Here is a 25,573-nt window from a genome sequence, read left to right on the forward strand (position 1 = left end):
CCCGGCGCGGATCCGGTGGATGTTCCTAGGGGCGCCGGACAGGGCACGCGGCCAAGCCTCACCGGGATTTGCCGGACGATCCATTCCGCGCCACCGGGCGGCGGCCGGCTCTCGATGCCAGGCAAACGATCCCTGGCATGGTCGCCCGACCGCGAAGCCTGCGGCGGCGGATGCCGATCTCCTGGATGGCGGGCAGCGGTGCGGCCGGCTTGCGTGGAGGGCCATGGCAGCGCCACTGGCGCAGAGGGCCGGGATCTGGATGCAAATTGCGAGATGCTGCTGATCTGGCCGCATCCCGCCAGCATGACGATCCGCACCCGGTCGATGGGCGGGATAGAGCATCGGCCGACCTGATCGAATCGTCGGGGATCCCCCTGAGGCGCTGGTTCTGATTCACGATGTCCGCCGGGATGGAGGCCGGCTTGGATGTCCAAGGCGCTTTCCGGCGATCTTCGTGAGCGTGTTGAAGGCAGTGGCTGAGGGCGCAAGCCACCGAGCGGCAGCGTCGCGATCTGGCGTCAGCGCCGCGAGCGTGAGCCGGTGGCGCGCGCTGGAGCGGACGCAGGGCGATCCGCAGCCTGGTCCGCCCGGTGGTGATCGCCGCTTCGTCCGCGTCGAGGCGCAGGATGGCTGATCCGAGAACTGCTGGAGGCAACGCCCGATATCACCCCGGAGGAACCGCGCGCGGCGCTGACCCAAGCGCGGCCGAGGCTTTGGTTGCGGCACCCTGCAGGGGTTCTTCCGCCGTCACGGGCTGACACGCAAGAAAGGAGCGGGCACGCTACCGAGCAGGACCGTCCCGATGTCCTGAAGCGCCGGCAGGCGTGGTTCGACGGCCGGACCGACCTTGATCCCGAGCGGCTGGTGTTCATCGATGGTCGAGCGCCAGCGGCGATCGACGGGGCCAAGACGAACATGGCCCGCACGCACGGAGGTTGCCCCCGCGGCGAGCGCCTGCGCATGGGCGTCCCCCACGGGCACTGGAAGACGGCTACTTTCGGGAGCGCCCTGACCACGCGCGGGATGATCGCGCCCGTCGTCCTGAACGGCGCGATCCATCGCGATGCCTTCGAGACCTACGTCGAAAAGGTTTTCGTTCCCGAACTGCAACGTGGCGGCATCGTCATCATGGACAACCTGTCCGGCCACAAGGGACCAACGACGCGCGCGCTGATCGAGGCCGCAGGGGCGAGCTTGCCGTTCCTTTCGCCCGACAGCCCCGACTTCAACCCATGATCCGGCAGGAGCCGGATCATCCGCCCCCTGAAAGGGCCCGGTACAGCAGGACCGGGAGGCGAGATCGCTTCCGCCAGGCTCAAGGCCATGCTGCGAAAGGCGGCCGGGCGCGCCGTTGAGGGCCTCTGGACCGGCCATCGGCCGCATCGCCGCCGCCTGCAACCCCGCAGGGTGGGCCAACCACTTCAGTGCATGCGGATACGATCCAGACTGATGGGATTCCGCTCTAGCGCCGGCCCGGGCCTTGACCGCCGCCACCGTCCAGGACCGGTCGGCGCCGGGCTCGACCAGCCAGGGTTGCTCTGCCCGGCTTGCACCGGTCCCGCCACAGCGAACCCTTCCGGCAGAACGGCCCACCGGCTGAAGGCGTGGTGACGTCTGTGGCGCTGGACCAGCGCGGGCACCCGGCCCCTCTTGCGGCCGCTCCTCCGCCAGGCTGTCTCCCGGTGTCTCGGCGAAAGGACGGGGGCGTGGATTCAGCCGGCGGATGTCGGCCGCAGATGGCACTTGGCGACGGTCGGCGCGGCAGATCCGGCTAGGACGATCATAATCCTTCCGTGGATGAGGCGCCGTGTTGGAAGCCCGGAACGTGGGATCAGGAGAAGCGTGGCCGGATGGTCCGACTGCCAGCAAGGCCAGACGCTATCTACTGATCAGGCCGACGAGAACTGGCAGCGGATCAAGCCGCTGCTGCCTTGACCCGCCCACGTTGGCGCAGCCCGGGATTGGCTGTCGGGATGTGCGGAACGCAATCCGCCGCATGTCGCGCATTGGTGGCGGCTGGCGGATGCTGCCGATCCACCAGGGGTCGTGGCAGGCCAATTGCTGGTGGTTCTGCCGCACGAGCGGCTGCGGCACCGGGAAGAGGGTCCGCGGACGCCAGCGGCACGTCGGGGTCGAGACCGATGACCGTCAGCAGGAGATCTTCCGGAGGCGAGGCGGGCGGCAGAGTAAACGTCCGGCCGGATGACCCGCCAGAGCCGCCCGGCGCCGGAGTACGGGATGCGCCTCGGTGTTCCCCAGGTCTCCATCCAGGTTGCCATCGGCCGACCCCCTCCTGTGTCGCATCCGCCATTCATGCCCGTGCTCGAACGGGCTTTCGGCCGAGGGTGTCGTGGGAGCGCCGGCCAGGTCGGCAAGCTCCGGCACGTTGAGGGGGCCAGGGACAGTCCGCGGAACCGGCCGCCCCTCCTCCGCCGCCAGCCACCGCAGCTTGCCGCAGCTCGGGCTGAGCTGTCGCCTCGGGCAGGCCACGCCGGGCGATCCGGGATATGCAAGACCATGATCCGGGCCGCCACGAGCCGGATCATGGGGAGAGGACCTTCCGAATCCGAGGTTCAGGATCGCCGGGCATCGGGCGTGGCAGGGAGATTGGCTGCCGCGTCAGCCCGCCAGCGGCGAGCTCAGGTCCCGGGGCAACGGGGCGCGGTCGGGGACCGCGGTCTCGGCCAGGCCGGGCGGCGGCGGCAGGTCGGGAGGTTCGTCCCGGCCCAGCGCTTCCAGCACCGCCAGGGTGCGGGCGGCCGCGGTCTGCCAGGTGAACAGCCGCGCCCGTGCCAGCCCCAGCCGGCGCTGGCGGCTGGCCTGCTCCGGATCGGCCAGCACCGCGTGCATCGCAGCGGCGATGGCGTCCGGGTCGTCGGGATCGACCGTGGGCGCCGCGGCGCCGACGACCTCCGGGCAGGCGCCGCCCGTGGAGGTCACCACCGGGGTGCCGCAGGCCATCGCTTCCAGCAGCGGGATCCCGAACCCCTCGTAGTAGGACGGGAAGGCGAACAGCTCGGCCAGCGAGAGCACCGCCGGAAGGTCGTCCTCGTCGATCCAGCCGGGCAGATGGACCCGGGCGGCCAGGGCCGGATCGGCCAGCGGCTCCAGCGCCCTCCGGCCGTGAAAGGCCGGCCGGCCGGCGACCACCAGATCGTGCGGGACCGATCCCATCAGCCGGCGGAACGCCTCCAGAAGGCCGCCAACGTTCTTCTGCCGGTAGATCAGCCCCAGATAGAGCACGAAGCGTTCCGGCAGGCGGTAGCGCGCCCGCACCCTGGCCAGGACCTGCGGGTCGGTGACCGGCTGGAACCGGGGGGAGACGCCGTGGTGGATCGTGTTGGAACGACCGGCCGTGAACGGAAAGCGGGCGGCGAGCCGGCGGCGGCTCTCCTCGGACACGCTGATCGTGTGCCGTGCCTTGCGCAGGTAGAGCGGCAGGGCCACGGCCTGATAGGCCCGCAGCCGCCAGCCATAGTTCTCCGGCACCACGAACCAGTCGGCGCCGTGCAGGACGAACAGGCAGGGCGCCTTCGCCAGGAACGGCATGGCGTGCTTGGGGTTGAAGACCACGTCGACGCCGGCCCGGTTGCAGTAGCGCGGCACGGCCCACTGGTCCCAGGCCATCCGCCCGGGCGCCCGCAGGACCACGGGATGGACATGGGCCTGGCCGGCCCATTCGGCCGCGGCGGCGGGATCGTCGAACAGCAGGTCGAAACGGTGACAGGTGCCCCGGTCCACGAGGCCGCGGACGAGCTCGCGCGTGTAGGTGCCGGTTCCGCCGCCCTCGGCGGCGTGCCGCATCATGACGGCAATCCGCATGCCCCTCCGCGTCCGCTTAGTTCCCACCCCTCACCTGGGCCGATACGGCGAGCTTTGCCAACTCGCCTTCCGGAAACAACAACAGACCCGGCGCGTCAGCACCGGGTCTGTTGATTTTGCGTCCGGTGTGCCCGGCTGCTCTATACGCCGAACTGGTTGCGGACGAAGCCCATCAGCACCTCGACGCACTCCGCCTCGCTCTGCCGGTCGGTCTCCACCACCACGTCCGGGTTCTCGGGCTCCTCGTAGGGGGCCTGGATCCCGGTGAAGTCGGTGATCGTGCCGGCGCGGGCCTTGCGGTAGAGGCCCTTGGGGTCGCGCGCCTCGCAGGCTTCCAGCGACGCCTTGACGTAGATCTCGCGGAACCGCTCGCCGGCCGCCTCGCGGGCGCGCTGCCGGTCAGTGCGGTAGGGCGAGATGAACGAGGTCACCACCAGGAAGCCGGCATCGGCGAACAGCGCCGCCACCTCGCCGATCCGGCGGATGTTCTCGGCGCGGTCCTCCGGACCGAAGCCCAGGTCCTTGTTCAACCCGGAGCGGACATTGTCGCCGTCCAGCACATAGACATGCCAGCCCTTGGCGAAGAGCTCGCGCTCGAGCGCCAGCGCCAGGGTCGACTTGCCGGCGCCGGACAGGCCGGTCAGCCAGAGCACGCCGCCGCCATGGCCGTTGCGCAGGGCGCGGGCCTCGCGGGTGACCGCATGGCCCACTGCATGGACGTTGGTCGCCTTGACCGAGAGCTGGCGGCGCTGGTCGGGATAGCCCTCCATCGACACCAGGCCCGCGGCCACCGTCAGGTAGTCGTCGACCAGCACGAACCGCCCGGTGCCCGGCACCGCCCGATACTCGTCCAGGGCCAGCATGCGCGTGCTGCGGAAGATCACCTCCGCCGCCTCGTCGCGCTCCACCTGGTCGACCTGGCGCTCGCCGAGGTCGGTGGTGTCGATGACCTTCTCGATCTTCTCGACGACGACCTGGGCCTCCACCGTGGCCAGCTTCAGCGTGTAGCTGCGGCCGACCTGGAGCGGCTTCTTCGACAGCCAGAACAGCTTGCCGCGGAAGACGTTGGTCAGAACCGGCGCGTTCTCGACATGGCTGATCACCTCGCCGCGCTCGACGAAGATCTGCTCGCTGAGCGTGATCCCCACCGAGGTGCCGGCCACGGCGCTGCCGGGCGCCTCCGGCACGTTCCAGCTTTCGATCGAGGCGACGGTCACCATCTTGTTGGACGGCGAGAACTGGATCTGCTGGCCGACCTCGATCCGGCCGCTCTCGATCCGGCCGGCGATGATCCGGCGCTGGTCGAACTTGTAGACGTCCTGCACCGGCAGGCGCAGCGGCGCGTCGACGCCGCGGGCGCGCGGCGACAGCTCGTCCAGCACCTCGACCACCGGCGGGCCCTGGTACCAGAGCATCCGCTCGCTCTTGCTGACCAGGTTGTCGCCATCGCGGGCGGCGATCGGGATGATGTGCGAGGGCTCGATGTCGAGCGAGCGCAGGTTGCCGCGGATCGCCTCGGCCACGGCGCCGAACCGCTCGGCGTCGTAGTTCACCAGGTCCATCTTGTTGACCAGGACCGCGACCTGCCGGATGCCCAGCAGGTGCAGGACATAGGCGTGGCGGCGCGACTGCTCCTTCACGCCCTCGTCGGCGTCGACCAGCAGGAGCGCGGCGTCGGCGGCCGATGCGCCGGTCACCATGTTCTTCAGGAACTCGCGGTGGCCGGGCGCGTCGATGATGATGTAGTCGCGCTTCCTGGTGGCGAAGCGGATGCGCGCGGTGTCGATGGTGATGCCCTGGTCGCGCTCGGCCTGCATGGCGTCCAGCGCGAAGGCCCATTCGAACGGCATGCCGCGCTTTTTCGACATCGCCTGCAGCGCCTCGAACTTGCCCTCGGGCAAGGAGCCGGTGTCGTGGAGCAGGCGGCCGATCAGGGTCGACTTGCCGTGGTCCACGCTGCCGACGATGACGATGGCAAGTTTCTGACCGCTACGGTCGGACATCTTCGGATTCCGGAAGAACGAGGTATCGGGGCGGGATCAGAGAGCCCAAGGTGGAGCCCGGTCAGAGGTAGCCGGACGCGCGCAGGCGCTCGAAGCTGTCCTCGGCCTCGTGGTCCATGGCGCGACCGGAGCGCTCGGCCACCTTGGTGGTCTCCAGCTCCGCGATGATCTCGTCGATGGTCGACGCGGTGGACGGCACCGGCTTGGTGATGTCCTCGTCGCCGAGCGAGCGGTAACGCATCCCGTTCTTGGCGAAGTACAGCTCGATCGCCGGGATGTTCTCGCGCTTGGTGTAGCGCCAGATGTCCAGCTCCGTCCAATGCAGCAGCGGGTGGATCCGCACGTGCACGCCGGGCGGGAAGCTCGTCATGTACTGCTCGAACACTTCCGGCGGCTGGTCCTTCAGGTTCCAGGAACCGTCCAGGCTGCGCGGCGAGAAGTAGCGTTCCTTGGCGCGGATCGCCTCCTCGTCGCGGCGGATGCCGGCGACCAGGCCAGTGAACTGGTGCTTGAGCAGGGCCGCGCGCAGGCCCAGCGTCTTGCGCTCGGCCGAGCGGGCGGCCGGCGGCAGGGACGGGTCGGTCTGCTCGATCGGCGGGCATTCCTCGCGGATGAAGTTCAGGCCCCACTCCTTCGCGTAGCGATCGCGAAAGGCGTACATTTCCTTGAACTTCTTGCCGGTGTCGACATGCATCACCGGGAAGGGCACGTGGCCGAAGAAGGCCTTGCGGGCCAGCCAGAGGACGACGTTGCTGTCCTTGCCCAAGGACCAGAGGATCGCCGGCCGCTCCAGCTTGGCGAAGGCCTCGCGGAGGACGTAGACGCTCTCGGCTTCGAGCTCGTCGAGATGGGACATGATCGCTGAGTGATCCGATGACGGCAGTGGGGTCCGGGAGGATGTCGCAGGCCGTGGCCGCGGCGGGTAGCCTCCTACACGCGGAGGGAGGCATGCGCAAATATCCCCCTGCGGGTCAACTGTCCTAAGGGCGCAGGCGCATGAACATGCCTCGACCGTGCCGGCCCTGCATGAGGCTGCCGGAAACGGGCGGCTGGAACTGGCGCCAAGGGAGCCTTAGGTCTGGGCGGCCGGAGCGGGCCGGCGGAGCTGGAGCAGAGCATGAACCAGGTGTGGAAGGCCGAGGATGGGCGCTACGGGGCGGCCCGGTTCCGGCGCTGCGGCCGCAGCGGGATCCTCCTGCCGGCGATCTCGCTGGGGCTTTGGCAGAATTTCGGCGGGATCGACCGGATCGAGACCGGCCGCCAAGTGCTGCGCCGCGCGTTCGACCGGGGCGTCACCCATTTCGACCTCGCCAACAATTACGGGCCGCCGCCGGGCTCGGCCGAGGAACAGTTCGGGCGGATCCTGGCCACGGACTTCCGCGCCTATCGCGACGAGCTGATCATTTCCACCAAGGCCGGCTACCCCATGTGGCCCGGCCCCTATGGCGACCGCGGCTCGCGCAAGTATCTCCTGTCCAGCCTGGAGCGCAGCCTCGTCCGGATGGGCCTGGACCGTGTCGACATCTTCTACAGCCATCGCCCCGACCCGGAGACGCCCATGGAGGAGACCATGGGCGCCCTCGACCAGGCGGTGCGCAGCGGCAAGGCGCTCTATGCCGGCCTGTCCAACTATTCCCCCGAGCAGACCCGGCAGGCTGCGGCGATCCTGAAGTCGCTGGGCACGCCCTGCCTGATCCACCAGCCGCGCTACTCGATGCTGGACCGGGTCACCGACGGCGGCCTGCTCGACGTGCTGGGCGAGCAGGGGATTGGCTGCATCGTGTTCTCGCCGCTGGCGCAGGGCCTGCTCAGCTCCAAGTACCTGGAGGGCATTCCGGAAGGCTCGCGCGCCACCCGCGGCACCACCTCCCTGAAGCCGGAGCGGCTGACCCCGGAACTGCAGGCCCGGCTGCGCGCGCTGAACGACATCGCCCGCGAGCGCGGCCAGAGCCTGGCGCAGATGGCGCTCAGCTGGGTGCTGCGCGACAAGCGGGTCACCTCGGCGCTGATCGGCGCCCGCGACGTGGCGCAGCTCGACGACAGCCTGGACGCTTTAGCCGCCCCGGCGCTGAGCGAGGCCGAGCTGGCCGCGATCGAGCCGCACCTTCCGGCCTCGGGCACGGCGCTGTAGCGGCGAAAGGCACCACCGGACGGTCCTGGTCCCTGCCATGGGCACCGGGGCTGGCCGGAACCATTTCTTGTTGCGGGCGGCGCGCCCGAGGGCAACGCGCAGGAAGCGGGGGAAAAGGTGAGCACGCAGGAGCTAGTGTCGGTCCCGGACAGGTCGGTGCAACCGGGGATCGAGATCGCCGGGACCGACCGCATCGTCCTGCGCGAAGCCGTCCGCCTGCTGGAAGGGCCGAGCTTCACCGCCCGGCTGGCTTCCCTGGCCGGGACGCCGGTGGCGATCCTGGGCCGCGCCCTGCCCCAGTCCGCCAGCGAGATCATCTCCCGGGCGACCGCGGCCGCGCTGTCGCGGGCGTTCGGCTTCGTCCTGAAGACGGTGCCGCAGCGGGACGGGCAGCCGCGCCTGCGCACCCACCAGGCGCTGGCTAGCCTGTCCGGCGCGGTGGGCGGCGCGTTCGGCCTGGCTTCCCTGCCGATCGAGCTGCCGGTATCCACCACCATCATCCTGCGGGCGATCGCCCAGATCGCCCAGAGCGAGGGCGAGGACCTGAGCCGGCCGGAAGCGGCCCTGGCCTGTTTGCAGGTGTTCGCGCTGGGCGGGCAGGCGGGCTCGCCCCATCTGCACGAGAGCAGCTATTTCGCGGTGCGCACCGCGCTGGCCAAGTCGGTCGCCGAGGCGGCCCGGCAGATCGCCGGGCGCGGCGTGCTCGACCGCAGCGCCCATGCGATCACCCGGCTGCTCACCCAGATCGGCGCCCGCTTCGGCATCACCGTCTCGCAGAAGGTGGCGGCCCAGGCGGTCCCGGTGCTGGGGGCGCTGGGCGGGGCCGCAGTGAATGCCGCCTTCACCAACCATTTCCAGTCGCTGGCGCGAGGCCATTTCATCGTGCGCCGGCTGGAGCGGACCTATGGCAAGGAGTCGGTGCGGAGCGCCTACGAGCAGATCCGCGCCGAGGAAGGCCTCTGAGCCGGCACTGGCGCGCTCACTCGACCCACAGGCCCCGGCTCCTGTGCCAGTCCTCCAGGGACTGTTCGGGATAAAGGTCGAACCGGGCGTCGTCCGGCCCGAGCTGCGGTTCCACCCAGGACGGCTTGAAGCGCAGCATCAGGTGCACCGAGGAGGGCGGCCGGGGCAGCTCGCTGTCGATCGCCGAGGCGAACGGGTGGATCAGGTCCGGCCATTCCGGCGAGAACAGCCACAGCGCCGTGGCGCAGCGCGCGCAGAAACGGCGCTCCGCGGTGGACAGCTCGCAGCTGCCGTCCTCCTGGCGGATCTCGGCCCGGAACACCGCGATGGCTTGGTCCGGATCCTCGACCTTCAGGCTGTCCGAACGGGCGCCCAGGTTGATGGCGTAGCCTCCGCCCCCGGCGGTCTTGCGGCAGATCGAGCAGTAGCAGCGCTGATAGGGCTGCGGGGTATGGCTGTCGCAGGAGAAGCGGACGGCGCCGCAGCGGCAGGATCCGTGGAGGGTGACGGGCATGGCCTGACCTCGTGCGCTGGATGCTTGGACCGACCATACATTCTGCCGCCACGGCCGCCACCCATGCACCGGCCGTCCCTGGCAGCTGCGACCGCAGGCCCCCTGCCCGCCCCCCTCGACAGCCTGCCCCTTCGGGATCATCACGGGATGACCCAGGCCCGCCCACCAAGGAGGCGGGCCGGCATCAGGGAGACAGGGCATGGGCTACGGACTGGAAGGGCGGAGCGTCGTCATCACCGGCGCTGCGCGCGGGATTGGCGCCGAGATCGCCAAGGGCCTGGCGGCCGAGGGTGCGAAGATCGCCGTGGCGGATCTGAGCGAGGAGGCGGCAGGGCCGGTGGCGGAGGAGATCCGCGCCGCTGGCGGATCCGCGATCGCCGTGGCTGCGGACGTGCGCGACCGGGGGCAGGTCCAGGCGATGATTCAGGCCGCGGTGAAGGCGCATGGCCGGCTGGACGTGATCTTCAACAATGCCGGGATCGCCCAGGTCCGACCCTTCCTCAAGATCACCGAGGAGGACTGGCACAACGTCATGGACGTGAACGGGCTGGGCGTCCTGATCGGGATGCAGGAGGCCATCAAGGTGTTCCTGGAGCAGGGCGGCGGCGGCAAGATCGTCAACACCGCCTCGATCGCCGGCAAGCAGGGCTATGACCCGCTCGCCCATTACTGCGCCAGCAAATGGAGCGTCGTGGCGCTGACCCAGGCGGCGGCCCGCGCGTTCGGCAAGGACAAGATCAACGTCAACGCGATCTGCCCGGGCGTGGTCGGGACCGAGATGTGGAAGGTGATCGACCGCGGCTTCCAGGAGCACGGCCTGAGCCAGGGCGAGGACGCCTCCTTCCACGACATGGCGTCCCAGGCGGTGCTGGGCCGACCCTCGGTCGCCAAGGACCTGGTGGGCGTCGCCAAGTTCCTGGCGTCCAGCGATTCCGACTTCATGACCGGCCAGTCGCTGCTGGTCGATGGCGGGATGGTGTTCGTCTGAGGGACCGGGTCCGGCCGGCTGCGGTCCAGCCGGGCCCCTGGAAGGAATCTGCGGCAGGAACAGTGAATAAATCCGGCGGCCGGTCGTCCAACCTGCGATCCACGGATGATGGGACGGGGCGCTGCCGGATGAGGGGCGATGTCGGAGATCGATGACGAGGAGCTGCGGGCGATCCTGCCACGGCTGCGACGGTTTGCCCTGTCGCTGACCCGCGAGCCGGCCGCGGCCGACGACCTCGTGCAGAACTGCCTGGAGCGGGCGCTGTCGCGCTGGGGCAGCAAGCGCAGCGGCGGCAGCACCCAGTCGTGGCTGTTCGCCATTCTCTACCGGCAGTTCATCGACGGAAGCCGGCGTGCCCGGCGTCTTGCCCGCCTGCTGTCCTGGTTTGGCGATCCCGATGCGATGGCGGCCTCGACCGAGGACCTCGTCCTGGCGCGGTCGGCGCTCGACATGTTCGGCGACTTGCCCGCCGAGCAGCGGGCCCTGCTGGTGCTGACCGTCGTCGAAGGCGTGACCTATCGGGAAGCGGCCGAGATCCTGGGTGTGCCGATGGGCACGGTGATGTCCCGTCTGAGCAGCGCGCGGCGTCGGTTGCGTACTCTGGTGGACGGCGAGATGGAGCAGCCACGCCTGCGGGTGGTCAAATGAACGAGATCCGACCGGACGAAGCGGACCTGCACGCCCTCGTCGATGGCCAACTGGACGGGGCTGCGCGGCGCCGGGTGGAGGAACGACTGGCGGTACGGCCGGACCAGGCCACTCAGGTGGCCGGGTGGCGGCGCGATGCCGAGCGCCTGCGCGCGGCCTGGGCAAATCCCGAGATGCTGCCGGCCAACCCGGCGCTTGACCCGGCGCGGGTGCGGCACCGGCTGCAGGCGCGCCGGCGGCGGTACTTGGCGATGGCGGCGATGCTGGCGCTGACGCTTTGCCTGGGCGCCACCGGCGGCTGGCAGATGCGGGAGGCTACCCTGGTGGCGGCCCACCCGCCGATGGAGGACGCCCTCCAGGCCTACCGGCTGTTCGCCGACGAAGCAGCGAGGTCGCGCCCGGACGGTTCAGTGGCGGAAATCCAGCCATGGCTTGCGGCACGCTTCGGTGACAGCGGGGCGCTGCCGGACCTGCAGGCACTGGGACTGCGCCCGGTCGACGGGCGCCTGCTCGTCACGGACAATGGGGCCGCGGCGATGGTCCTCTACGAGGATGCCGGGGGACAGCGGGTGAGCTTCTACATCCGGCCACGGCCGTCGCGCGTGGACAGGATTGAGGGTGCCCGCCGGGACGGCGATCTCCTGGCCCAGTACTGGACGCGCGGCGACTACAGCTATGCCGTGGTGACCAGATCCGACGACCCGCGTGCCGACGACCTGCCGGGAATGTTCGCGCGGGACACGTAGCGACAGCTCCATCCGATCCGGGAACGACATCACAGGCTGCAGCCACTGGCTGCGGAGGAGGTAGGCTTGTCTCATGATCTGCCGCAGCAGGGTGAACACGGGCAGGGCGCGGTCCGTGGAACGGCGGCGCTCCTGCGCCTTGGCGCCATCGGCGCTGCCATGGTCGTGGCCGCGACCGGTTTCGCGTTCGCGGGTGGCTGGCTGACGCCTGGCCGCCTGTCGCCGGAGCAGGTCGCCGACGCGCTGGAGCGCACCAACGGCCACCATCCGGGCTTTCGCCGCAACCATGCCAAGGGCGTCTGCATCTCCGGCACGTTCGCAAGCAGTGCCGCCGGAAGCGAGCTTTCCCGGGCAAGCGTGTTCGCCCAGAGCCGGGTTCCGGTGCTCGGCCGGCTGGCCCTGGCATCGGGGCGACCGGACGTGCCGGATACCGCAAGCCCGGTCTGGAGCATGGCGCTGCGCTTCCTACCAGCCGACGGCGACGAGTGGCGCACCGGCATGAACAGCATCCCGGTCTTCACGGTGCGCAATGCCCGGGAATTTGCCGGGCTGGTGATCGCGGGGAGGCCGCATCCCGCCACGGGAAAGCCGGACCCCGCCGTGATGCAGGCCTTCCTGAAGGCGCATCCGGCCACGGCGAAGGCGCTTGCCACCATCAAAAGCGCGCCCAAGGCAGCAAGCCTGGAGACGGCCACCTACAACAGCCTCAATGCGTTCCGCTTCGTCGACCGGGACGGCGGCAAGAAAGCGGTGCGTTGGTCGATGGTGCCGGAGCAGGCTGCCTCCGCGTCGCCCAAGGAGACCGGCTCGGATCCGAACTACCTTTTCGACGACCTGATCCAGGCCGTGCATCGGCAGGAGCTGCGCTGGCATCTGGTGGTGACGCTGGCGGAGCCAGGCGACGTCACGGCCGATCCGACCGTCGCCTGGCCCGCCGATCGCCGGCGGATCGATCTCGGCACACTGACGATCGACCGGGTGGAAGGCGAGGATTCCGGCAGCTGCCGGGACGTGAACTTCGATCCGCTGGTGCTCCCGTCGGGGATCGAGCCGTCGGACGACCCGATCCCGGCAGCGCGCTCGGCGGTCTATGCGGAATCGGTGCGGCGTCGGGATGGCGAGCCCAAGCAGCCGAGCGCGGTCCGGACCCCTCCGGTACGCCCTGGAGAGGGCGAATGAGCGCGCGCTTCACGGCCCCTGCCCGCCTGCTGCACTGGGTGATGGCGGTCCTGATCCTCGCCATGCTGTTCATCGGCGTCGGCATGGTCTCCACCGTATCGACCCGCTATCCCATGCTGCTCGCGATCCACCGGCCCCTGGGCATCTGCATCCTGGTGTTGGCGCTGGTCCGGCTCGCCTGGCGGCTGGGACAACCTGCCCCGCCCCTGCCCGCGGACCTGCCAGCCGTGCAGCGGGCCGTGGCGAGGCTGTCGCACTACCTGCTCTATGCTCTGATGATCGCGCTGCCGCTGGTCGGCTGGGGGATGCTGTCGGCCCAGGACTACCCGATCGTGCTGGCGCCGGGGCTGCACCTGCCGCCGATCCTGCCGGCCGACCCGATGCTCTACGCCAACCTGCGCGCTGCCCATGAGGTCCTGGCCTACCTGTTCTTTGCGGCCATCCTTGGGCATGCCGCGGCGGCGCTGATGCACGGGCTCGTCCGCCGCGACGGGGTGTTCTCCAGCATGACGCCATGGCCGACCGGGAGCCGGCCACTCCAGGCACCGACCCGCCACGATGAACGGAGCGGGTTCAGCCGATGATCGACTTCGTGATGCGGGCGCCCAGCGTGTACTTGGGGTCGACCATGTTGCCCAGGCGGACGCGGCCTGCCTGGGTCAGCAGCAGGTAGGCCCCCAGCTTGTCGAAGCCATGCCCGACGACCATCCCGTCGATCGGCTCGCAATTGGCGATCCGGGCAGCGGGTCCTGCAGCATGGCGGTGTCGCTGTTAGCGACCAGGCCGCCGAAGCCGTGCATCGGCACCACCATGCCGATGCACGGCTTCGGGCCGCGCGGTGCGATGGCGTGGGCATCATTGCTTATGCAGGAATCGGCAAGAAAATGCCCAGAAAAGTCACAGTTCCGGATGGCGGGTGTGCCAGTCCGTGGCCTGTTGGAAGGCGTGGCCGGCGCACAGCAGGGTCTGCTCGGACAGATGCGGGCCGACCAGCTGGAAGCCCACCGGCACGCCGATGTCGGAGAAGCCGCAGGGCAGCGTGATGGTCGGGCTGCCGCTGACGTCCAAAGGTGCCGTGTACTTGAGCAGGCGGGTCAGTTCCGAGGGATCGCCCAGGGCCAGCCGCTCCAGGGACGGCCCGGGCAGGAACAGGCCGGGGATCAGGACCAGGTCGACCTTGCGGAACAGACGGGCGAGCCGGCCCTTGAACCGGTCGCGCTCGATCGCCATCGCCGCCAGGTCGAGCGGTCCCTGCGCCAGCCCGATGTCGATGAAGCCGGCCAGGGTCGGGCCGTACTCGTCCCGGCGGGAGGGGTAGGTCTCCCGGTGGACATGGGCTGTCTCGTAGGCGCAGAACGCCACCCAGCTTTCCAGCACCGACTGGCTGTCGGGGAACTCGACCTCCACCAGCTCGGCGCCGAGCGAGGCCAGCACCGCGGCGGCGGCCTCGGTCAGCTCGACCACCCTCGGGTCGACGTCCTTGGTGTTGTAGTCGCGGTCGATGCCGATCCGCAGGCCGCGCGCGCCGAACACGCCGGCCGCCTGCACCGCGCCCAGATAGTCCGGGACGGGGGCCAGCAGCGTGGTCGGGTCGCGGTCATCCTCGCCCGCGATCGCGTGCAGCATCACCGCAGCATCGGCGGCGCACCGGGTCATCGGGCCCAGATGGTCCAGCGTGTCGGACAGGACGAACGAGCCGTGGCGGCTGACCCGGCCCCAGGTCGGCTTCAGGCCGGTGACGTTGTTCATCAGCGACGGGAAGCGGATCGAGCCGCCGGTATCCGAGCCGATCGAGCCGTAGCAGAGGCCGGCGGCGGTCGCGACGCCCGAGCCCGAGGAGGACGAGCCTGCCCAGTGCGCCGGGTTCCAGGGATTGAGCGGCGCCTGCACCGTGGGATGATGCTCGGCATAGGCGCCCTCGGTCATCTTCAGCTTGCCGAGGGTGACCGCACCGGCGGCGGTCAGGCGCGCCGGCACGGTGCCGTCTTCGTCGGGTACGTAGTCGGCATAGATCGCCATGCCGCCGGTGGTCTTCACGCCCTTGGTGAAGCAGAGGTCCTTCAGGCCGATCGGCACGCCGTGCAGCGGCCCGCGATAGCGGCCGCTCATGATCTCGGCCTCGGCGGCCTTGGCCTGCGCCATCGCCTGGTCGGCGGTCACGGTCACGTAGGCATGCAGCCTGGGCTGCAGCGCCTCGATGCGCTCCAGCATGGCCGCGGTCACCTCGACCGGGGAGATCTGTTTGGTGCGGATCAGCCCGGCAATGTCGACCAGGTTGGCATAAGGGAGCTGCGATGAATCCATGGTGAACGGGTCCTTAGTTCCGACGAGGCGGGCAGGGAGGCAGCAAACGGCTTGCCAACGGCCGAAGGTGGAGGTTCCCACAACGCCTGAGCGTCGGCTGGCGGGGACGTCGCTGGCTGGCCCCGCGCCCGGGCAGGGTGGTGCGGTCCGCTGGGAGGTTGTCTTTACCCGGCATGGTCGCCCCGGGTGATCCAGGCACGGTCGAACAGCTCGACAATCGAGCGGAACGCCGCCTGGGGAACCTGGTCCATGCCCATGGCCGTCCGGCTGCCCAGGAAGCCGGCGAGCTGCCGGTCGGCCGGCTCCGGGTCGTCCAGCTGCACCCCCATGCGCGCTAGGTCACGCGCGATCGACCCGCCCGCCGGCAGATAAGCCTCCCCCTCCGGCGGCCGGGCCTGCGCGACTGGCAGGCGGATCATCAGGATCCGGGTCACCGAGGGGCACGGCTCCGGGCCGAGGATGGTGGTGCCGCACATCAGCCCGCCCAGGACGCTCACCGGGGCGGAGGGCGGGAACAGGCAGTACATGAAGTGGGCGTGGCCGTTCGGATCGCGCAGGTCCAGATGCAGCGCATGGCGGATGTCGGTCACGCTGCCCTGCACGTTGAGCGTTCCGGTCGGCAGGTCCTCGACATAACGGGCCAGGAGCTGGTCCCGCTCGGTCGCGATCGACAGGAAGCCGCGCACCAGCCGGCCGCTGAAATAGGGCGACCAGGCATGGGAGTAGCAGACATAGGCGCCCAGCAGGTCCGCCATCCCGTCGGCAGGGGGACGGGCCGGCTGGCCGCGAAAGGCCTCGGCGCGGCGCAGCAGGATCGCCCGGTCCTGGCGATGCCGCTGGCATAGCGCATCAAGGAAGGCTTCGAGGGAACAGTCGGCGATCCAGCTGCCGGCCTGTTCCAGCCCGGCCACCTGCCTCCAGTCCTCGTAGATGCTGCGCTCCCGCGGCCGGGCGCGGCCCTGCAGCCATTTGTGGGCACGCTCGATGTCGAAGGAGGTTGTGGGATTGACGCTGCGGAACGCCGAGGCGAGATCCTTGCGGGTCATCGCGCCGATCGCCGCAGCGGTCAGGCAGAGCTTGCGGTCGATGTCAGAGGCGCTGGTCGCCATCCGCCCGCCTTCTCCGGAATGAAGCCAAGCAGCGGCCACCGCCGACGCAGGACATCCTTGTGGCGCAGTCAGCACCGGCGAAGCAATCGACCATCCGATTCGGCGCCACCTCCCCGATTCGCAGGATCGGATTTCGCAGGATCGGAAGACGCCGCGTACTGCTTCCGTCGCTCGATCGAAGTGAAATATCCACGCCGCCTGGCTGCTGGCAACGATTTCCGGAGTTGTGCAGCAGGGGCCGTTGGCTCCGGGATGACCCGTTCGCTGGCCGGACAGTCTTCTGCCGCCGCGTGGGGCCGGCGTCAGAAGACTGTCCGGAGATGGCCAGCGGCCTCTCGCCCTTCGTCAGCCCCAGAAGCGGGCGAGCGCGCCCGGCCGCGCGAGGACGGGACAAGCCGCGGCGCGTGGGCGTGAAGCCGCCGATCACCCTGCATCCCTCGGGCCGGCGGATGCCGTGCGCCTGGCTTCTCGAGAATCGACCTGCCGGGTGGGCGGACTGCCTGATCCGCCCCCTCCGCCTAGTTGTCGTCGTTCTCGGCGAGCGCCCGGGCCAGGGTGCACAGGGCTTCCTGGTGGCGGCGGTTGGGCATGGCGATGAAGTTTCGCGCCAGCTCCAGCAGCATGCGCTGCTGCGGGGACGGGCTGACCTCGGCGATGCCGCTCATCCCCTCGAAGAAGAACCCGACATCCACGCCCAGGGCCTGCGCGATCTGGAACAGCCGGCCGGCGGCGATCCGGTTGACCCCCTTCTCGTATTTGTGGGCCTGCTGGTAGGTCACGCCGATGATGTCGGCCATCTGCTGCTGGGTGAGCCCCAGCATCGTCCGGCGGGCGCGCATGCGGTTGCCCACGAAACGGTCGATGTCCTGGGCCCGTGCGCGGCCGCTGCCTGGCGCGGAAAGCCCGTTGACCTTCCCCTTCATCATCGTCTCCGGTGTGGATGCGAGGCAACGCACCAGCCTTACCGGTTGCGTCTGGACGCTACTCTAGGTCGTAAAGGTTAACGATCGGTTTGCGCCCATGACGTTTGTTGCGGCCTGGGCAGATCGCGCAGGGCGGCAAGGCGGCGCTTGCCAGCGGCGCGGTGGCGCGGCAGGTGCGCGGGAAAGCGAGGAGACGCTGAGATGAGGATGACCGACCGGATCCGCGCCGCCCTGGCGCCCCTGGAACCGCTGGCGCTGCAGGTGGACGACCGTTCCGCCGACCACCGCGGCCATGGGGGATGGCGGGAAGGAGGCGAGACCCATTTCGACGTGATGATCGTCTCGGCGAGCTTCCGCGGCCAGAGCCGGATCGCCCGCCACCGGGCGGTCAACGCCCTGCTGGCTCCGCTGATGGAGGAGCGGATCCATGCGCTGGCCCTGCGTGCGCTGACGCCCGAGGAAGCCGGTTCGCCGCAGGCCTCCTGAGCCGGGCCTCCTCCCGCCCGAAGAACGAGGGCCCCGGGGACCGCAGACATGGACAGGTGCCGGCGAACGCGCGATGGGTGCCCGGCAACGGCGCCCGCTCCGCAGTCTCGGAACCGTCCATGTCCTCCGCCCCGCCCCGATCGGCCGCCCACTCGGCGCGATCGAACCTCACCTGGCTCGCTGCCGGGTTCGGGCTCTGCTTCTTCTCGAGCTTTGGGCAGACCTTCTTCATCGCCCTGTTCGCCCAGGACATCGCGGCGATCGGCAATCTCAGCCATGGCGGCTACGGGACGCTTTATTCCGGGGTGAACCTGCTGAGCGGGTTCCTGATGCTGTGGCTGGGCGCGCAGATCGACCGGATCGACCTGCGGCGCTTCTGCATCGGGGCGGTGGCCGGGCTGGCGCTGGCCTGCGCCACCCTGGCGGCAGCACCGCACCCGGTGGTGCTGGCGGTGGCATTGTTCGGCCTGCGCCTGTTCGGGCAGGGGCTGATGAGCCATGCGGCGATGACCATGGTCGCGCGGCACCTGGGTGCGTTCCGCGGCCGCGGCATCGCCCTGGCAGCCTTAGGATTCAGCGTCGGCGAGGCGGTCCTGCCCACGCTCGCGGTGAACCTGCAGGGCTGGATCGGCTGGCGCGCGGTCTGGCTGGCCGCGGCCAGCCTGCTCGTGATCCTGATGATCCCGCTGCTGCTGGCCCTGGTCCCGGCTGGCCGCGGCGACGGCGGCGGGGGGAGAGGCATGGCCCGCCCGGCGCTCTGGCTCCTGCGCGACCGCCGCTTCCTGATGATCCTGCCGGTTCTGCTGGCCCCGCCCTTCATCTCGACCGGGATCTTCTTCCACCAGGTGGCGCTGGTCGACGCGAAGGGCTGGAGCCTCGCCCAGTTCGCCGCCGCCTTCGTGGTGTTCGCCTCGACCTCGATCCTTTCCTCGCTGAGCGGCGGCGTCGCGGTGGACCGGATCGGCGCCGGCCGCCTCCTGCCGGTCCTGGTGCTGCCGCAGGCGGCAGCCTGCCTGGTGCTGGCGGCGGGCCAGGAGCCGCAGGCGATCTTCCTGTTCATGGCGCTGGCAGCCCTCACCCAAGGCGCCTTCGCCACGGTCAGCACCTCGACCCTGGCGGAGCTCTACGGGCTTGGCGACCTCGGCAGCGTCCGGGCCCTGGTGACCTCGGCGACGATCATGTCGGCCGCGGCGGCGCCAGGCGTGTTCGGCCTCCTCCTGGACCACGGCACCGGCTTTGCCAGCATCTTCCTTGGCTGCGCAGCCTATGCCGCGGCCGCCAGCGGGCTTGCATGGCTCGGGTTGAGGCGAAGGTCGGCCGGCTGATCGTGCGGAACTGCCACAGTCCATGTGGCGCAATTGCCCGGTTGCCCGTGCCAAGAGTAAACTCTAGGTGAAGGTACGGCCATCGAGGGTAGAACCGCCGCGACCGTCGGCAGCCCTGGCCGCTTGCCCTACTGCCTCAACGGGGGATCCCCTTGCTCGACTCCGCGCCGCTCCCCAGGCTGACGCGCCGTTCCTGGCTGTGCACCTTCGCCGCCGCCCCGGTCATCGCCGCAGCCTTCCCCGCCCCCGCGATCGCCAACAGCAAGGCCAAGGGCGTGGAACGCGTCCTGTCCCTGTCCCACCAGCATACCGGCGAACGGCTGAAGGTGGTCTACAAGGCGGACGGTCGCCTCATCCCGGAAAACCTGCGCCGCATCGACCTGGTGATGCGCGACTGGCGGACCGACGAGGTCAAGCATATCGACACCGACCTGCTGGACCTGCTCTGGGAGCTGCACCGCAAGCTCGAGACCAACGCGTCCATCGACGTCCTGTCCGGCTACCGTACGCCCGAGACCAACGCGATGCTCCGGCGCAAGAGCCGCGGGGTCGCCAAGAACAGCTTCCACATGAAGGGCCAGGCGGTCGACCTGCGGATCTCCGGCCGCACTCCCCGGCAGATCCGCAACGCCGCGCTCGCGCTGAACAAGGGCGGGGTCGGCTACTACCCGGTCTCGCATTTCGTCCATGTCGACACCGGCGCCCCGCGAGCCTGGTCGGCGCGCTGACCCGAGGGTGCTGCGGCGGTTGCGTGAAGCGAATGGGGCGGAGCCGCCACTCCCCTGCCCCGGGCGGAACCGGCCCATCCTCCCGATGTTCGTTCCAGCAAGGAACCGAACACCGGAGAAGCAGCCATGTCTGCGACCTCGAGCGATCTCCAGGGCAGTGTCGAAGCCAACGAGACGAGCACGCTCATCGCCTCCGACAAGGTCGAAGGCACGGAGGTCTACAACCGTGCCGGCGACCATCTCGGCACCATCCACAACCTGATGATCGACAAGACCAGCGGCCAGGTCGCCTACGCGGTCCTGTCGTTCGGCGGGTTCCTCGGCATCGGCAGCACCTACCACCCGCTGCCGTGGCGCGCCCTGACCTATGACCGGATCAGCGGCGGCTATGTGATCGACATCGACAAGAACCGGCTGGAGGGTGCTCCGAGCTATTCCGCGGACCAGGACCAGGGCCACTGGATGGACCGGGACTACGGCCGGCGCATCGACGAGTTCTACGGCTACTGAGCGGGAATGACGCGGGCCACGGAGGCGTTTGCCCGCACGCGGCGCCTCGCCTCCGTGGCGCCATCCTGATCGCGATGTTCCGGGAAAAGGGATCGAAACCGGCGGCTGGTTGATGCAAGGTCCAGCGCGAGCCGGCCTGCACGGCTGGAAAGCTTCACAGCGGACCGGAACGATCGAGGATGGGTCCCTACACTGCGGTCATCGCGGTCGTCATCGGCGCGGCCCTCCTGCAGTTCGCCAACGCCCTTTTCGCCATCCTGCTGCCGGTGCGGCTCACCTTGGCCGAGGCCTCGCCGGTGGTGGTCGGGCTGATCGGCACCGCCTACGGCACCGGCTTCCTGTTCGGCTGCGCCCTGGGCCCGCACCTGGTGCGCCGGGTCGGCCATATCCGCGCGTTCGCGGCGCTTGCCGCCGCCTGCGCCCTGGTGGCGATGGCCTTCGCCGCGACACTGTCGCCCTGGCTGTGGACGCTGCTGCGCTTCCTGATGGGCGTTGTGCTGGCGGGGCTGTTCGTGATCGTCGAGGCTTGGCTCGCCGCCGCCACGCCCAAGGATGCCCGCGGGGGGGTGATCGCGTTCTACTTGGTCACGATCAAGGCCGCGGTCGTGCTGGCGCAGACCTCGTTCGCCCTTGGCGTGCCGACCGCACCGGTCTGGATCGGCCTTGCGGTGGCGGGATTCATCGCAGCCCTGATCCCGGTGACCCTCACCCGCACCAGCGAGCCGCCGATGCCGACCGAGTTCGGCTTCCGGCTGGCGGAGCTCTGGCGGACCGCGCCGGCAGCGGTGGTGGGGGTGATGGGGGCCGGGCTGATCAACGGCGCGGTGCCGGCCCTCCTGCCGGTCTGGGGCGACCAGATCGGCATCGGGGTGAGCCTGCCGGTGATCCTGCTTTCGGCAATGCAGGCAGGGTCGCTGCTGGTGCAGTGGCCGCTGGGCCGACTGTCGGACCGGATCGACCGGCGCTGGGTGATCGTCGCCTGCCTGGCGGGCGTCGCCGGCTTCTCGGGCATCCTGGCCGCCTTCCCGCCCACAGGGCAGCCGGCCCTGCTCGTCCTGTTCCTGCTGCTGGGCGGGGTGGCCTTGAGCTTCTACGGGATCTGCGCCGCCCATGCCGCCGACCAGGTCCAGCCGGGCGGGATGACCAGGCTCGCGTCCGGCATGCTGTTCATCTGGGCGGTCGGTGCCGCGAGCGGGCCGCTGATCGCGGCCAAGCTCATGGAGATTACCGGCCCCTCCGGGCTGTTCCTGTTCTGTGGCGGGGTTACCGGCGGAGTAGCGGGCTTCGTGCTCTGGCGGATGACCAGAAGGGCGGCGGTGCCGCCGGAGGAACGGCCCGGATTCGTCAACCTGCCGGCGACCTCGCCGTCGATCGGCCAGATCGACCCGCGCGCCCGCTGACGGCCCGCCCTTCCCCGTGTAGGGTCCGGCCGGGCCAAAAATGGAAGGTGGCAGATGATCGGGCGGCGCAACCTCGTTTCCGGCGTGGCCGGGACAGCGGCAGGACTAGGTCTGGCGCTGCCGCCGAAGCCGGCTTCGGCGCAGGAGATGCCGGAGCTGCACTGGCGGCTGGTGTCCAGCTTTCCCAAGGGCCTGGACACGCTGTTCGGCACCGCGAGCCGGTTCGCCGAGGCGGTTTCGGAGCTCAGCGAGGGCCGCTTCCGCATCGACGTGTTCGCAGCCGGCGAGATCGTGCCGGGCCTGCAGGTGCTGGATGCCGCGCAGAACGGCACGGTCGAGATCGGCCACGGGCCCAGCTACTTCTATTCCGGCAAGGACCCGACCTTCACCCTGTTCACCAACCTGCCCTTCGGCCTGAACACCCGGATGCAGAACGCCTGGCTCTACCAGGGCGGCGGTATGGAACTGCTCCAGAGCTTCATGGAGAAGTACGGCGTCCACGCGATGCCTGGCGGCAATTCCGGCTGCCAGATGGGCGGCTGGTTCCGCAAGGAGATCAACTCGCTGGCCGACCTGAAGGGCCTGAAGTTCCGGATCCCGGGCATGGCCGGCCAGATCTGGGAGCGGCTGGGCGCCGTGCCGCAGCAGATCGCACCGGGCGACATCTACCCGGCGCTGGAGCGCGGCACCATCGACGCCGCCGAGTTCGTGGGCCCCTACGACGACGAGAAGCTCAGCCTCTACAAGGTCGCCAAGTACTACTACTACCCTGGCTGGTGGGAAGGCGGCCCGCTGATCTGCACCATGGTCAACCTGGACAAGTGGCGGGAACTGCCCGAGCAGTACCGGGCGATCCTGACCTATGCCTCGGCGTACGCCAATGGCTGGATGAGCTCGAAATACGATGCCGAGAACCCGGCGGCGCTGAAGCGGCTGATCGCCGCCGGCACCGTGCTGCGCCCCTTCCCCCAGGACGTCATGCAGGCCGCCTGGGAAGAGGCGAACAAGCTCTATGCCGAGATCTCCGAGAGCAACCCGGAGTTCAAGAAGGTCTACGACCACCTGGTCGCGTTCCGGGACGACCAGTACCTGTGGTGGCAGGTGACCGAGTTCGGCTACGACGCCTTCATGGTGCGCAACCGGCGGGGCTGACGGCCGGGCCGGTCCGGGGGATGGTTCAGGTCCCCCGGCTCCGCCAGGCCGCCAGGGCGAACAGCCCGCAGCCCAGCCCGATCGCGAACGGCAGGCCCAAGGCCGGGCTGGCGCTCATGGCCAATCCTGCCAGCGCCGGCCCGACCAGCGCCCCGCCGCCCCAGGCCAGGCTCATCACCGCATAGATGCCGACCAGGTCGCTGCCGGAGAAGCGGCTGCCGACCACGATCAGCATCACCGTGTAGATCCCCACGAACAGCCCGCCCCAGACGAAGACGAAGCCATAGGCCAGCACGGGCGTGGCCAGCGTCCAGGGCCACAGGAACGCGCCGAGCGTCGCCAGCACGGCCAGGACCGTCGCCATGCGCCGGCGGTCGCAGCGGTCGAGCAGGAAGCCGATCGGAAGCTGCAGCACGATGGCGCCGACCATCAGCGTGGTGACCAGGCGAAGCCCATCCTGTTCCGGCCAGCCCATGGCGCCGGCATAGAGCGCGATGAAGGACAGGCCGGCGGTTTCCACGGCGGCATTGAGGAAGGTGGCGCCGATGGCGAGCGGGGCGATGCGCACGAATCGCAGCGGGTGGCGTGGCTTGTCCTCGATCGGCGGCGGGGCGTGGGCGATCGGGAGCAAGACCGGGACCAGGGCGGCAAGCGCGATGAGCGCACCGACCAGATAGGCCTCCTGGCCGGTGCCGATGCCGGCGAGGATGGCCGGGCCGCCGGCAAAGCCCAAAGAAAGGGACGCCGTGTACGCGGCCATGATCCGACCGCGCATCCGTTCGGGGCTCAGCGCATTGGCCCAGGTCTCGGTCAGCACGAACAGGATCTCGGCGGCGATCCCCAGGCCCAGGCGGAGCGGGAACCAGAGCCAGACCGTGGGCATCCATGGGAACAGGGCAAGCAGCACGCCGCTGGCAAGGAGGGCCAGCAGGACGAGCCGGCGGGCGCCGAGCCGGCGGGTGAGCAGCGGCATGGCCGGGGCCACCAGCAGGACCCCCAGCGCGTGCATGGCGGCGTTCAGGCCGATCACCAGCTCGCCATGGCCATCCGCCGCCAGGTCCACGGCGATCAGCGGCGCGGTCAGGCCGTAGGTCAGCCCGAAGATCGAGGCGGTGAGGATCACGATCGCGCAGGACAGCATCGTGGAGCGCGAGGCTTCCGGGGACGACCCTGCCTCGTTCACAGGGCCGTCACCGAGCGCGGGCGCTGGTGGCGCCGCAACGCCCGGCCGCGGCGCCACGGGTGCCGCAGCATCCGCCACACGGCATGGGCCGACAGGCGGGGCGGGTTCTCCAAAGCCTGGAGGTTGCGGGCGTAGTCGAGCACCAGGCCAGGCGTCCAGGCCATGGACTCGGCATGCTGGCGCAGGATGGAGGCGGCCCAGAACTCCGTGCTCATCAGGACCCGCACGGCATGGCGCAGCCCCCGGTCAGGCCGGCCGAGCGTTCCCTCCAGCGCGATCTCCAGGGCGTGGGCGACGGCGCTCGAGCAGTTGCGGTTGGTCAGGTTGTAGGTCGCATCCCGGCGATAGACCTCCCAGAACCGCCGGAGCCGACCGGCGTCGAAGCGGCAAAAGCGCACTTGCTCGGTGGAGGGGCACCAGTCCGCCGCTTCCTGTGTGTAGGAGGGAAGGAAGCGGCCGGGTACGTCGTTCTCGGCGGTGGCGCGCAGCAGGCGGGCGAAGTCGTCCGGGGCGTGGTCGATCTCGATGGCGGGGTAGTGGCTGACATAGAGGTCCGGGGGCAGATCCAGGGCCGAGTGGCCGGTGGACACCACGCCCTTGTGGTCGACGGCGGCGATGTAGCGATCGATCAGCGGACGGTGCCGCGGGTCGGACGCGGTGCCAAGTGCCGTCCAGACATGGACGGTCAGCTCCGCGCCGTCGGATGACACCGGCAGGTCGGCACCTTCCGCGAGCTGGCCCTCGCGCAGGAAATGGCCGCGGGCATAGAGCAGGCCCAGCGATGCCTGGGGGCGCAGCCGGCGCAGGCGCCAGCCGACCCTGGCCAGGGTCCAGCCCGAGAGCGCCAGCACGAGCGCCAGGCAGATAGGCACGGTGCCGAGATAGCGGCTGGGCCAAGGCTGCATCACCGAGGCCGCGAACAGGATCTCCAGCGCGCCGCCGGCGAGCGCGGTACGCCAGCCTGGGAAGCGCACCATCCAGGCGGCGGCAATCCGGAACAGACCGTCGGCGGCGAAGGTCAGCCCGAACAGGAGGGCGAGCACCAGGTGGTCGACCTGGAACGGCAGGACCAGCAGGAGGCCGGTCAGCAGCGTCAGCGCCGCCCACGCGCCGCGCAGTACCGGACGCAGGGCGATGCCAGCCAGGGCGATCGCCAGGCCGATGCCGGCCTCGACGACCAGCAGCCAGCCGAACAGCCTCAGCGGGAAGTACTGTACCCCGTCCAGCGCATCCAGGACGATCACGACGCCGGCCAGGATCCAGACCGCACCCAGCAGGGCGAAGGCCAGCCATCGGGTACGCAGGTACTCGGTCCCGAGCAGCAGGAGCAGGAGGCGCATCGGCGGGGCGATCCGGTTTGGCGGCTTTTCTTGGCGAGCAACCCCGGGACCGGGACACAATGCAAGCCGCGCCGAATATACAGTCGGCGCGGGGATGAACCGATGGTCTGGCAAGGACG

The 25,573-nt window shown here is 69.9% G+C and carries 23 protein-coding genes and 2 pseudogenes; 15 read left to right on the forward strand and 10 right to left on the reverse strand.

Annotation, left to right across the window (positions count from 1 at the left end; translation table 11 throughout):
- Positions 1-354, forward strand: a 354-nt coding sequence (locus GEMRO_RS34775; RefSeq protein WP_205624854.1) for a hypothetical protein, incomplete at its 5' end; no start/stop codon positions are given.
- Positions 355-426: 72 nt separating this feature from the next.
- A pseudogene (locus tag GEMRO_RS35780) lies at positions 427-1,450 on the forward strand (IS630 family transposase).
- Positions 1,451-2,619: 1,169 nt separating this feature from the next.
- Here GEMRO_RS35780 and GEMRO_RS32155 read toward each other — a convergent pair.
- The 3 genes from GEMRO_RS32155 to cysD form a co-directional block, all read right to left on the reverse strand.
- Positions 2,620-3,822 carry a glycosyltransferase family 4 protein gene (locus GEMRO_RS32155; protein ID WP_051328499.1) on the reverse strand — a complete coding sequence of 401 codons (1,203 nt, stop codon included), beginning with the start codon at positions 3,820-3,822 and terminating at the stop codon, positions 2,620-2,622.
- Positions 3,823-3,962: 140 nt separating this feature from the next.
- Complete coding sequence (gene cysC, locus GEMRO_RS0100020) at positions 3,963-5,825, reverse strand: adenylyl-sulfate kinase (protein WP_027132402.1); 1,863 nt, start codon at positions 5,823-5,825, stop codon at positions 3,963-3,965.
- A 61-nt stretch (positions 5,826-5,886) separates the two neighbouring features.
- Positions 5,887-6,681, reverse strand: a complete 795-nt coding sequence (gene cysD, locus GEMRO_RS0100025; protein WP_027132403.1) for a sulfate adenylyltransferase subunit CysD — start codon at positions 6,679-6,681, stop codon at positions 5,887-5,889.
- Between the two features lie 261 nt (positions 6,682-6,942).
- On the opposite strand from cysD, the gene mgrA reads away from it, so the two are divergent.
- Positions 6,943-7,956 carry an L-glyceraldehyde 3-phosphate reductase gene (gene mgrA / locus GEMRO_RS0100030; RefSeq protein ID WP_027132404.1) on the forward strand — a complete coding sequence of 338 codons (1,014 nt, stop codon included), beginning with the start codon at positions 6,943-6,945 and terminating at the stop codon, positions 7,954-7,956.
- Between the two features lie 117 nt (positions 7,957-8,073).
- Positions 8,074-8,919, forward strand: a complete 846-nt coding sequence (locus tag GEMRO_RS0100035) for an EcsC family protein (protein WP_027132405.1) — start codon at positions 8,074-8,076, stop codon at positions 8,917-8,919.
- A gap of 16 nt (positions 8,920-8,935) precedes the next feature.
- Here GEMRO_RS0100035 and GEMRO_RS0100040 read toward each other — a convergent pair whose 3' ends face one another.
- Entirely contained in the window at positions 8,936-9,433 is a 498-nt protein-coding gene (locus tag GEMRO_RS0100040) for a GFA family protein (protein WP_027132406.1), read from the reverse strand.
- 199 nt (positions 9,434-9,632) lie between these two features.
- On the opposite strand from GEMRO_RS0100040, the gene GEMRO_RS0100045 reads away from it, so the two are divergent.
- The 5 genes from GEMRO_RS0100045 (at position 9,633) to GEMRO_RS0100065 (ending at position 13,578) form a co-directional block, all read left to right on the forward strand.
- Positions 9,633-10,421: a glucose 1-dehydrogenase gene (locus GEMRO_RS0100045; RefSeq protein ID WP_027132407.1), complete on the forward strand. Its 789-nt coding sequence runs from the start codon at positions 9,633-9,635 to the stop codon at positions 10,419-10,421.
- 138 nt (positions 10,422-10,559) lie between these two features.
- Positions 10,560-11,069, forward strand: a complete 510-nt coding sequence (locus GEMRO_RS0100050; RefSeq protein WP_027132408.1) for a sigma-70 family RNA polymerase sigma factor — start codon at positions 10,560-10,562, stop codon at positions 11,067-11,069.
- Positions 11,066-11,815, forward strand: coding sequence for an anti-sigma factor family protein (locus GEMRO_RS33820; RefSeq protein ID WP_027132409.1), 750 nt, complete (start codon positions 11,066-11,068; stop codon positions 11,813-11,815). The genes GEMRO_RS0100050 and GEMRO_RS33820 overlap by 4 nt, the downstream gene beginning before the upstream one ends.
- A 159-nt stretch (positions 11,816-11,974) precedes the next feature.
- On the forward strand, positions 11,975-12,994 hold the full coding sequence (locus tag GEMRO_RS0100060; protein WP_084506332.1) for a catalase family peroxidase: 1,020 nt from the start codon (positions 11,975-11,977) through the stop codon (positions 12,992-12,994).
- Complete coding sequence (locus tag GEMRO_RS0100065) at positions 12,991-13,578, forward strand: cytochrome b (RefSeq protein ID WP_027132411.1); 588 nt, start codon at positions 12,991-12,993, stop codon at positions 13,576-13,578. Before GEMRO_RS0100060 ends, GEMRO_RS0100065 begins: the two co-directional genes overlap by 4 nt.
- On the opposite strand, the pseudogene GEMRO_RS35560 reads toward GEMRO_RS0100065, so the two are convergent.
- From GEMRO_RS35560 to GEMRO_RS26450, 4 genes and pseudogenes are all read right to left on the reverse strand, one after another.
- Positions 13,568-13,738: pseudogene (locus tag GEMRO_RS35560) on the reverse strand (acetamidase/formamidase family protein); the annotation flags it as partial. The gene GEMRO_RS0100065 and the pseudogene GEMRO_RS35560 sit on opposite strands and share 11 nt — an antisense overlap.
- A 153-nt stretch (positions 13,739-13,891) precedes the next feature.
- Positions 13,892-15,298 (reverse strand): amidase, encoded by a 1,407-nt coding sequence (locus GEMRO_RS0100075; protein WP_027132412.1) that lies wholly within the window; start codon positions 15,296-15,298, stop codon positions 13,892-13,894.
- Between the two features lie 164 nt (positions 15,299-15,462).
- Positions 15,463-16,407 carry a hypothetical protein gene (locus GEMRO_RS0100080; protein ID WP_027132413.1) on the reverse strand — a complete coding sequence of 315 codons (945 nt, stop codon included), beginning with the start codon at positions 16,405-16,407 and terminating at the stop codon, positions 15,463-15,465.
- A 518-nt stretch (positions 16,408-16,925) separates the two neighbouring features.
- Positions 16,926-17,330, reverse strand: a complete 405-nt coding sequence (locus tag GEMRO_RS26450; RefSeq protein ID WP_051328500.1) for a helix-turn-helix domain-containing protein — start codon at positions 17,328-17,330, stop codon at positions 16,926-16,928.
- A 201-nt stretch (positions 17,331-17,531) separates the two neighbouring features.
- Between GEMRO_RS26450 and GEMRO_RS0100090 the strand changes: the two genes are divergently transcribed.
- The 6 genes from GEMRO_RS0100090 (at position 17,532) to GEMRO_RS0100115 (ending at position 22,931) form a co-directional block, all read left to right on the forward strand.
- Positions 17,532-17,816, forward strand: a complete 285-nt coding sequence (locus GEMRO_RS0100090) for a BolA family protein (protein ID WP_027132414.1) — start codon at positions 17,532-17,534, stop codon at positions 17,814-17,816.
- A gap of 119 nt (positions 17,817-17,935) precedes the next feature.
- Positions 17,936-19,141, forward strand: a complete 1,206-nt coding sequence (locus GEMRO_RS26455; RefSeq protein WP_051328501.1) for an MFS transporter — start codon at positions 17,936-17,938, stop codon at positions 19,139-19,141.
- A 152-nt stretch (positions 19,142-19,293) separates the two neighbouring features.
- Entirely contained in the window at positions 19,294-19,869 is a 576-nt protein-coding gene (locus GEMRO_RS0100100; RefSeq protein ID WP_051328502.1) for a YcbK family protein, read from the forward strand.
- A gap of 126 nt (positions 19,870-19,995) precedes the next feature.
- Positions 19,996-20,379, forward strand: a complete 384-nt coding sequence (locus GEMRO_RS0100105; RefSeq protein ID WP_027132416.1) for a PRC-barrel domain-containing protein — start codon at positions 19,996-19,998, stop codon at positions 20,377-20,379.
- Between the two features lie 179 nt (positions 20,380-20,558).
- On the forward strand, positions 20,559-21,779 hold the full coding sequence (locus GEMRO_RS0100110) for an MFS transporter (protein ID WP_027132417.1): 1,221 nt from the start codon (positions 20,559-20,561) through the stop codon (positions 21,777-21,779).
- Positions 21,780-21,833: 54 nt separating this feature from the next.
- Entirely contained in the window at positions 21,834-22,931 is a 1,098-nt protein-coding gene (locus GEMRO_RS0100115; protein WP_157505337.1) for a TRAP transporter substrate-binding protein, read from the forward strand.
- Between the two features lie 25 nt (positions 22,932-22,956).
- On the opposite strand, the gene GEMRO_RS0100120 is transcribed toward GEMRO_RS0100115, so the two are convergent.
- Positions 22,957-24,072: an MFS transporter gene (locus GEMRO_RS0100120; protein WP_035484339.1), complete on the reverse strand. Its 1,116-nt coding sequence runs from the start codon at positions 24,070-24,072 to the stop codon at positions 22,957-22,959.
- Positions 24,073-24,110: 38 nt separating this feature from the next.
- Positions 24,111-25,454 (reverse strand): HdeD family acid-resistance protein, encoded by a 1,344-nt coding sequence (locus GEMRO_RS26460; RefSeq protein ID WP_051328503.1) that lies wholly within the window; start codon positions 25,452-25,454, stop codon positions 24,111-24,113.
- Between the last annotated feature and the right edge of the window lie 119 nt (positions 25,455-25,573).

It is taken from the genome of Geminicoccus roseus DSM 18922 (genome assembly GCF_000427665.1).
GTDB lineage: Bacteria > Pseudomonadota > Alphaproteobacteria > Geminicoccales > Geminicoccaceae > Geminicoccus > Geminicoccus roseus.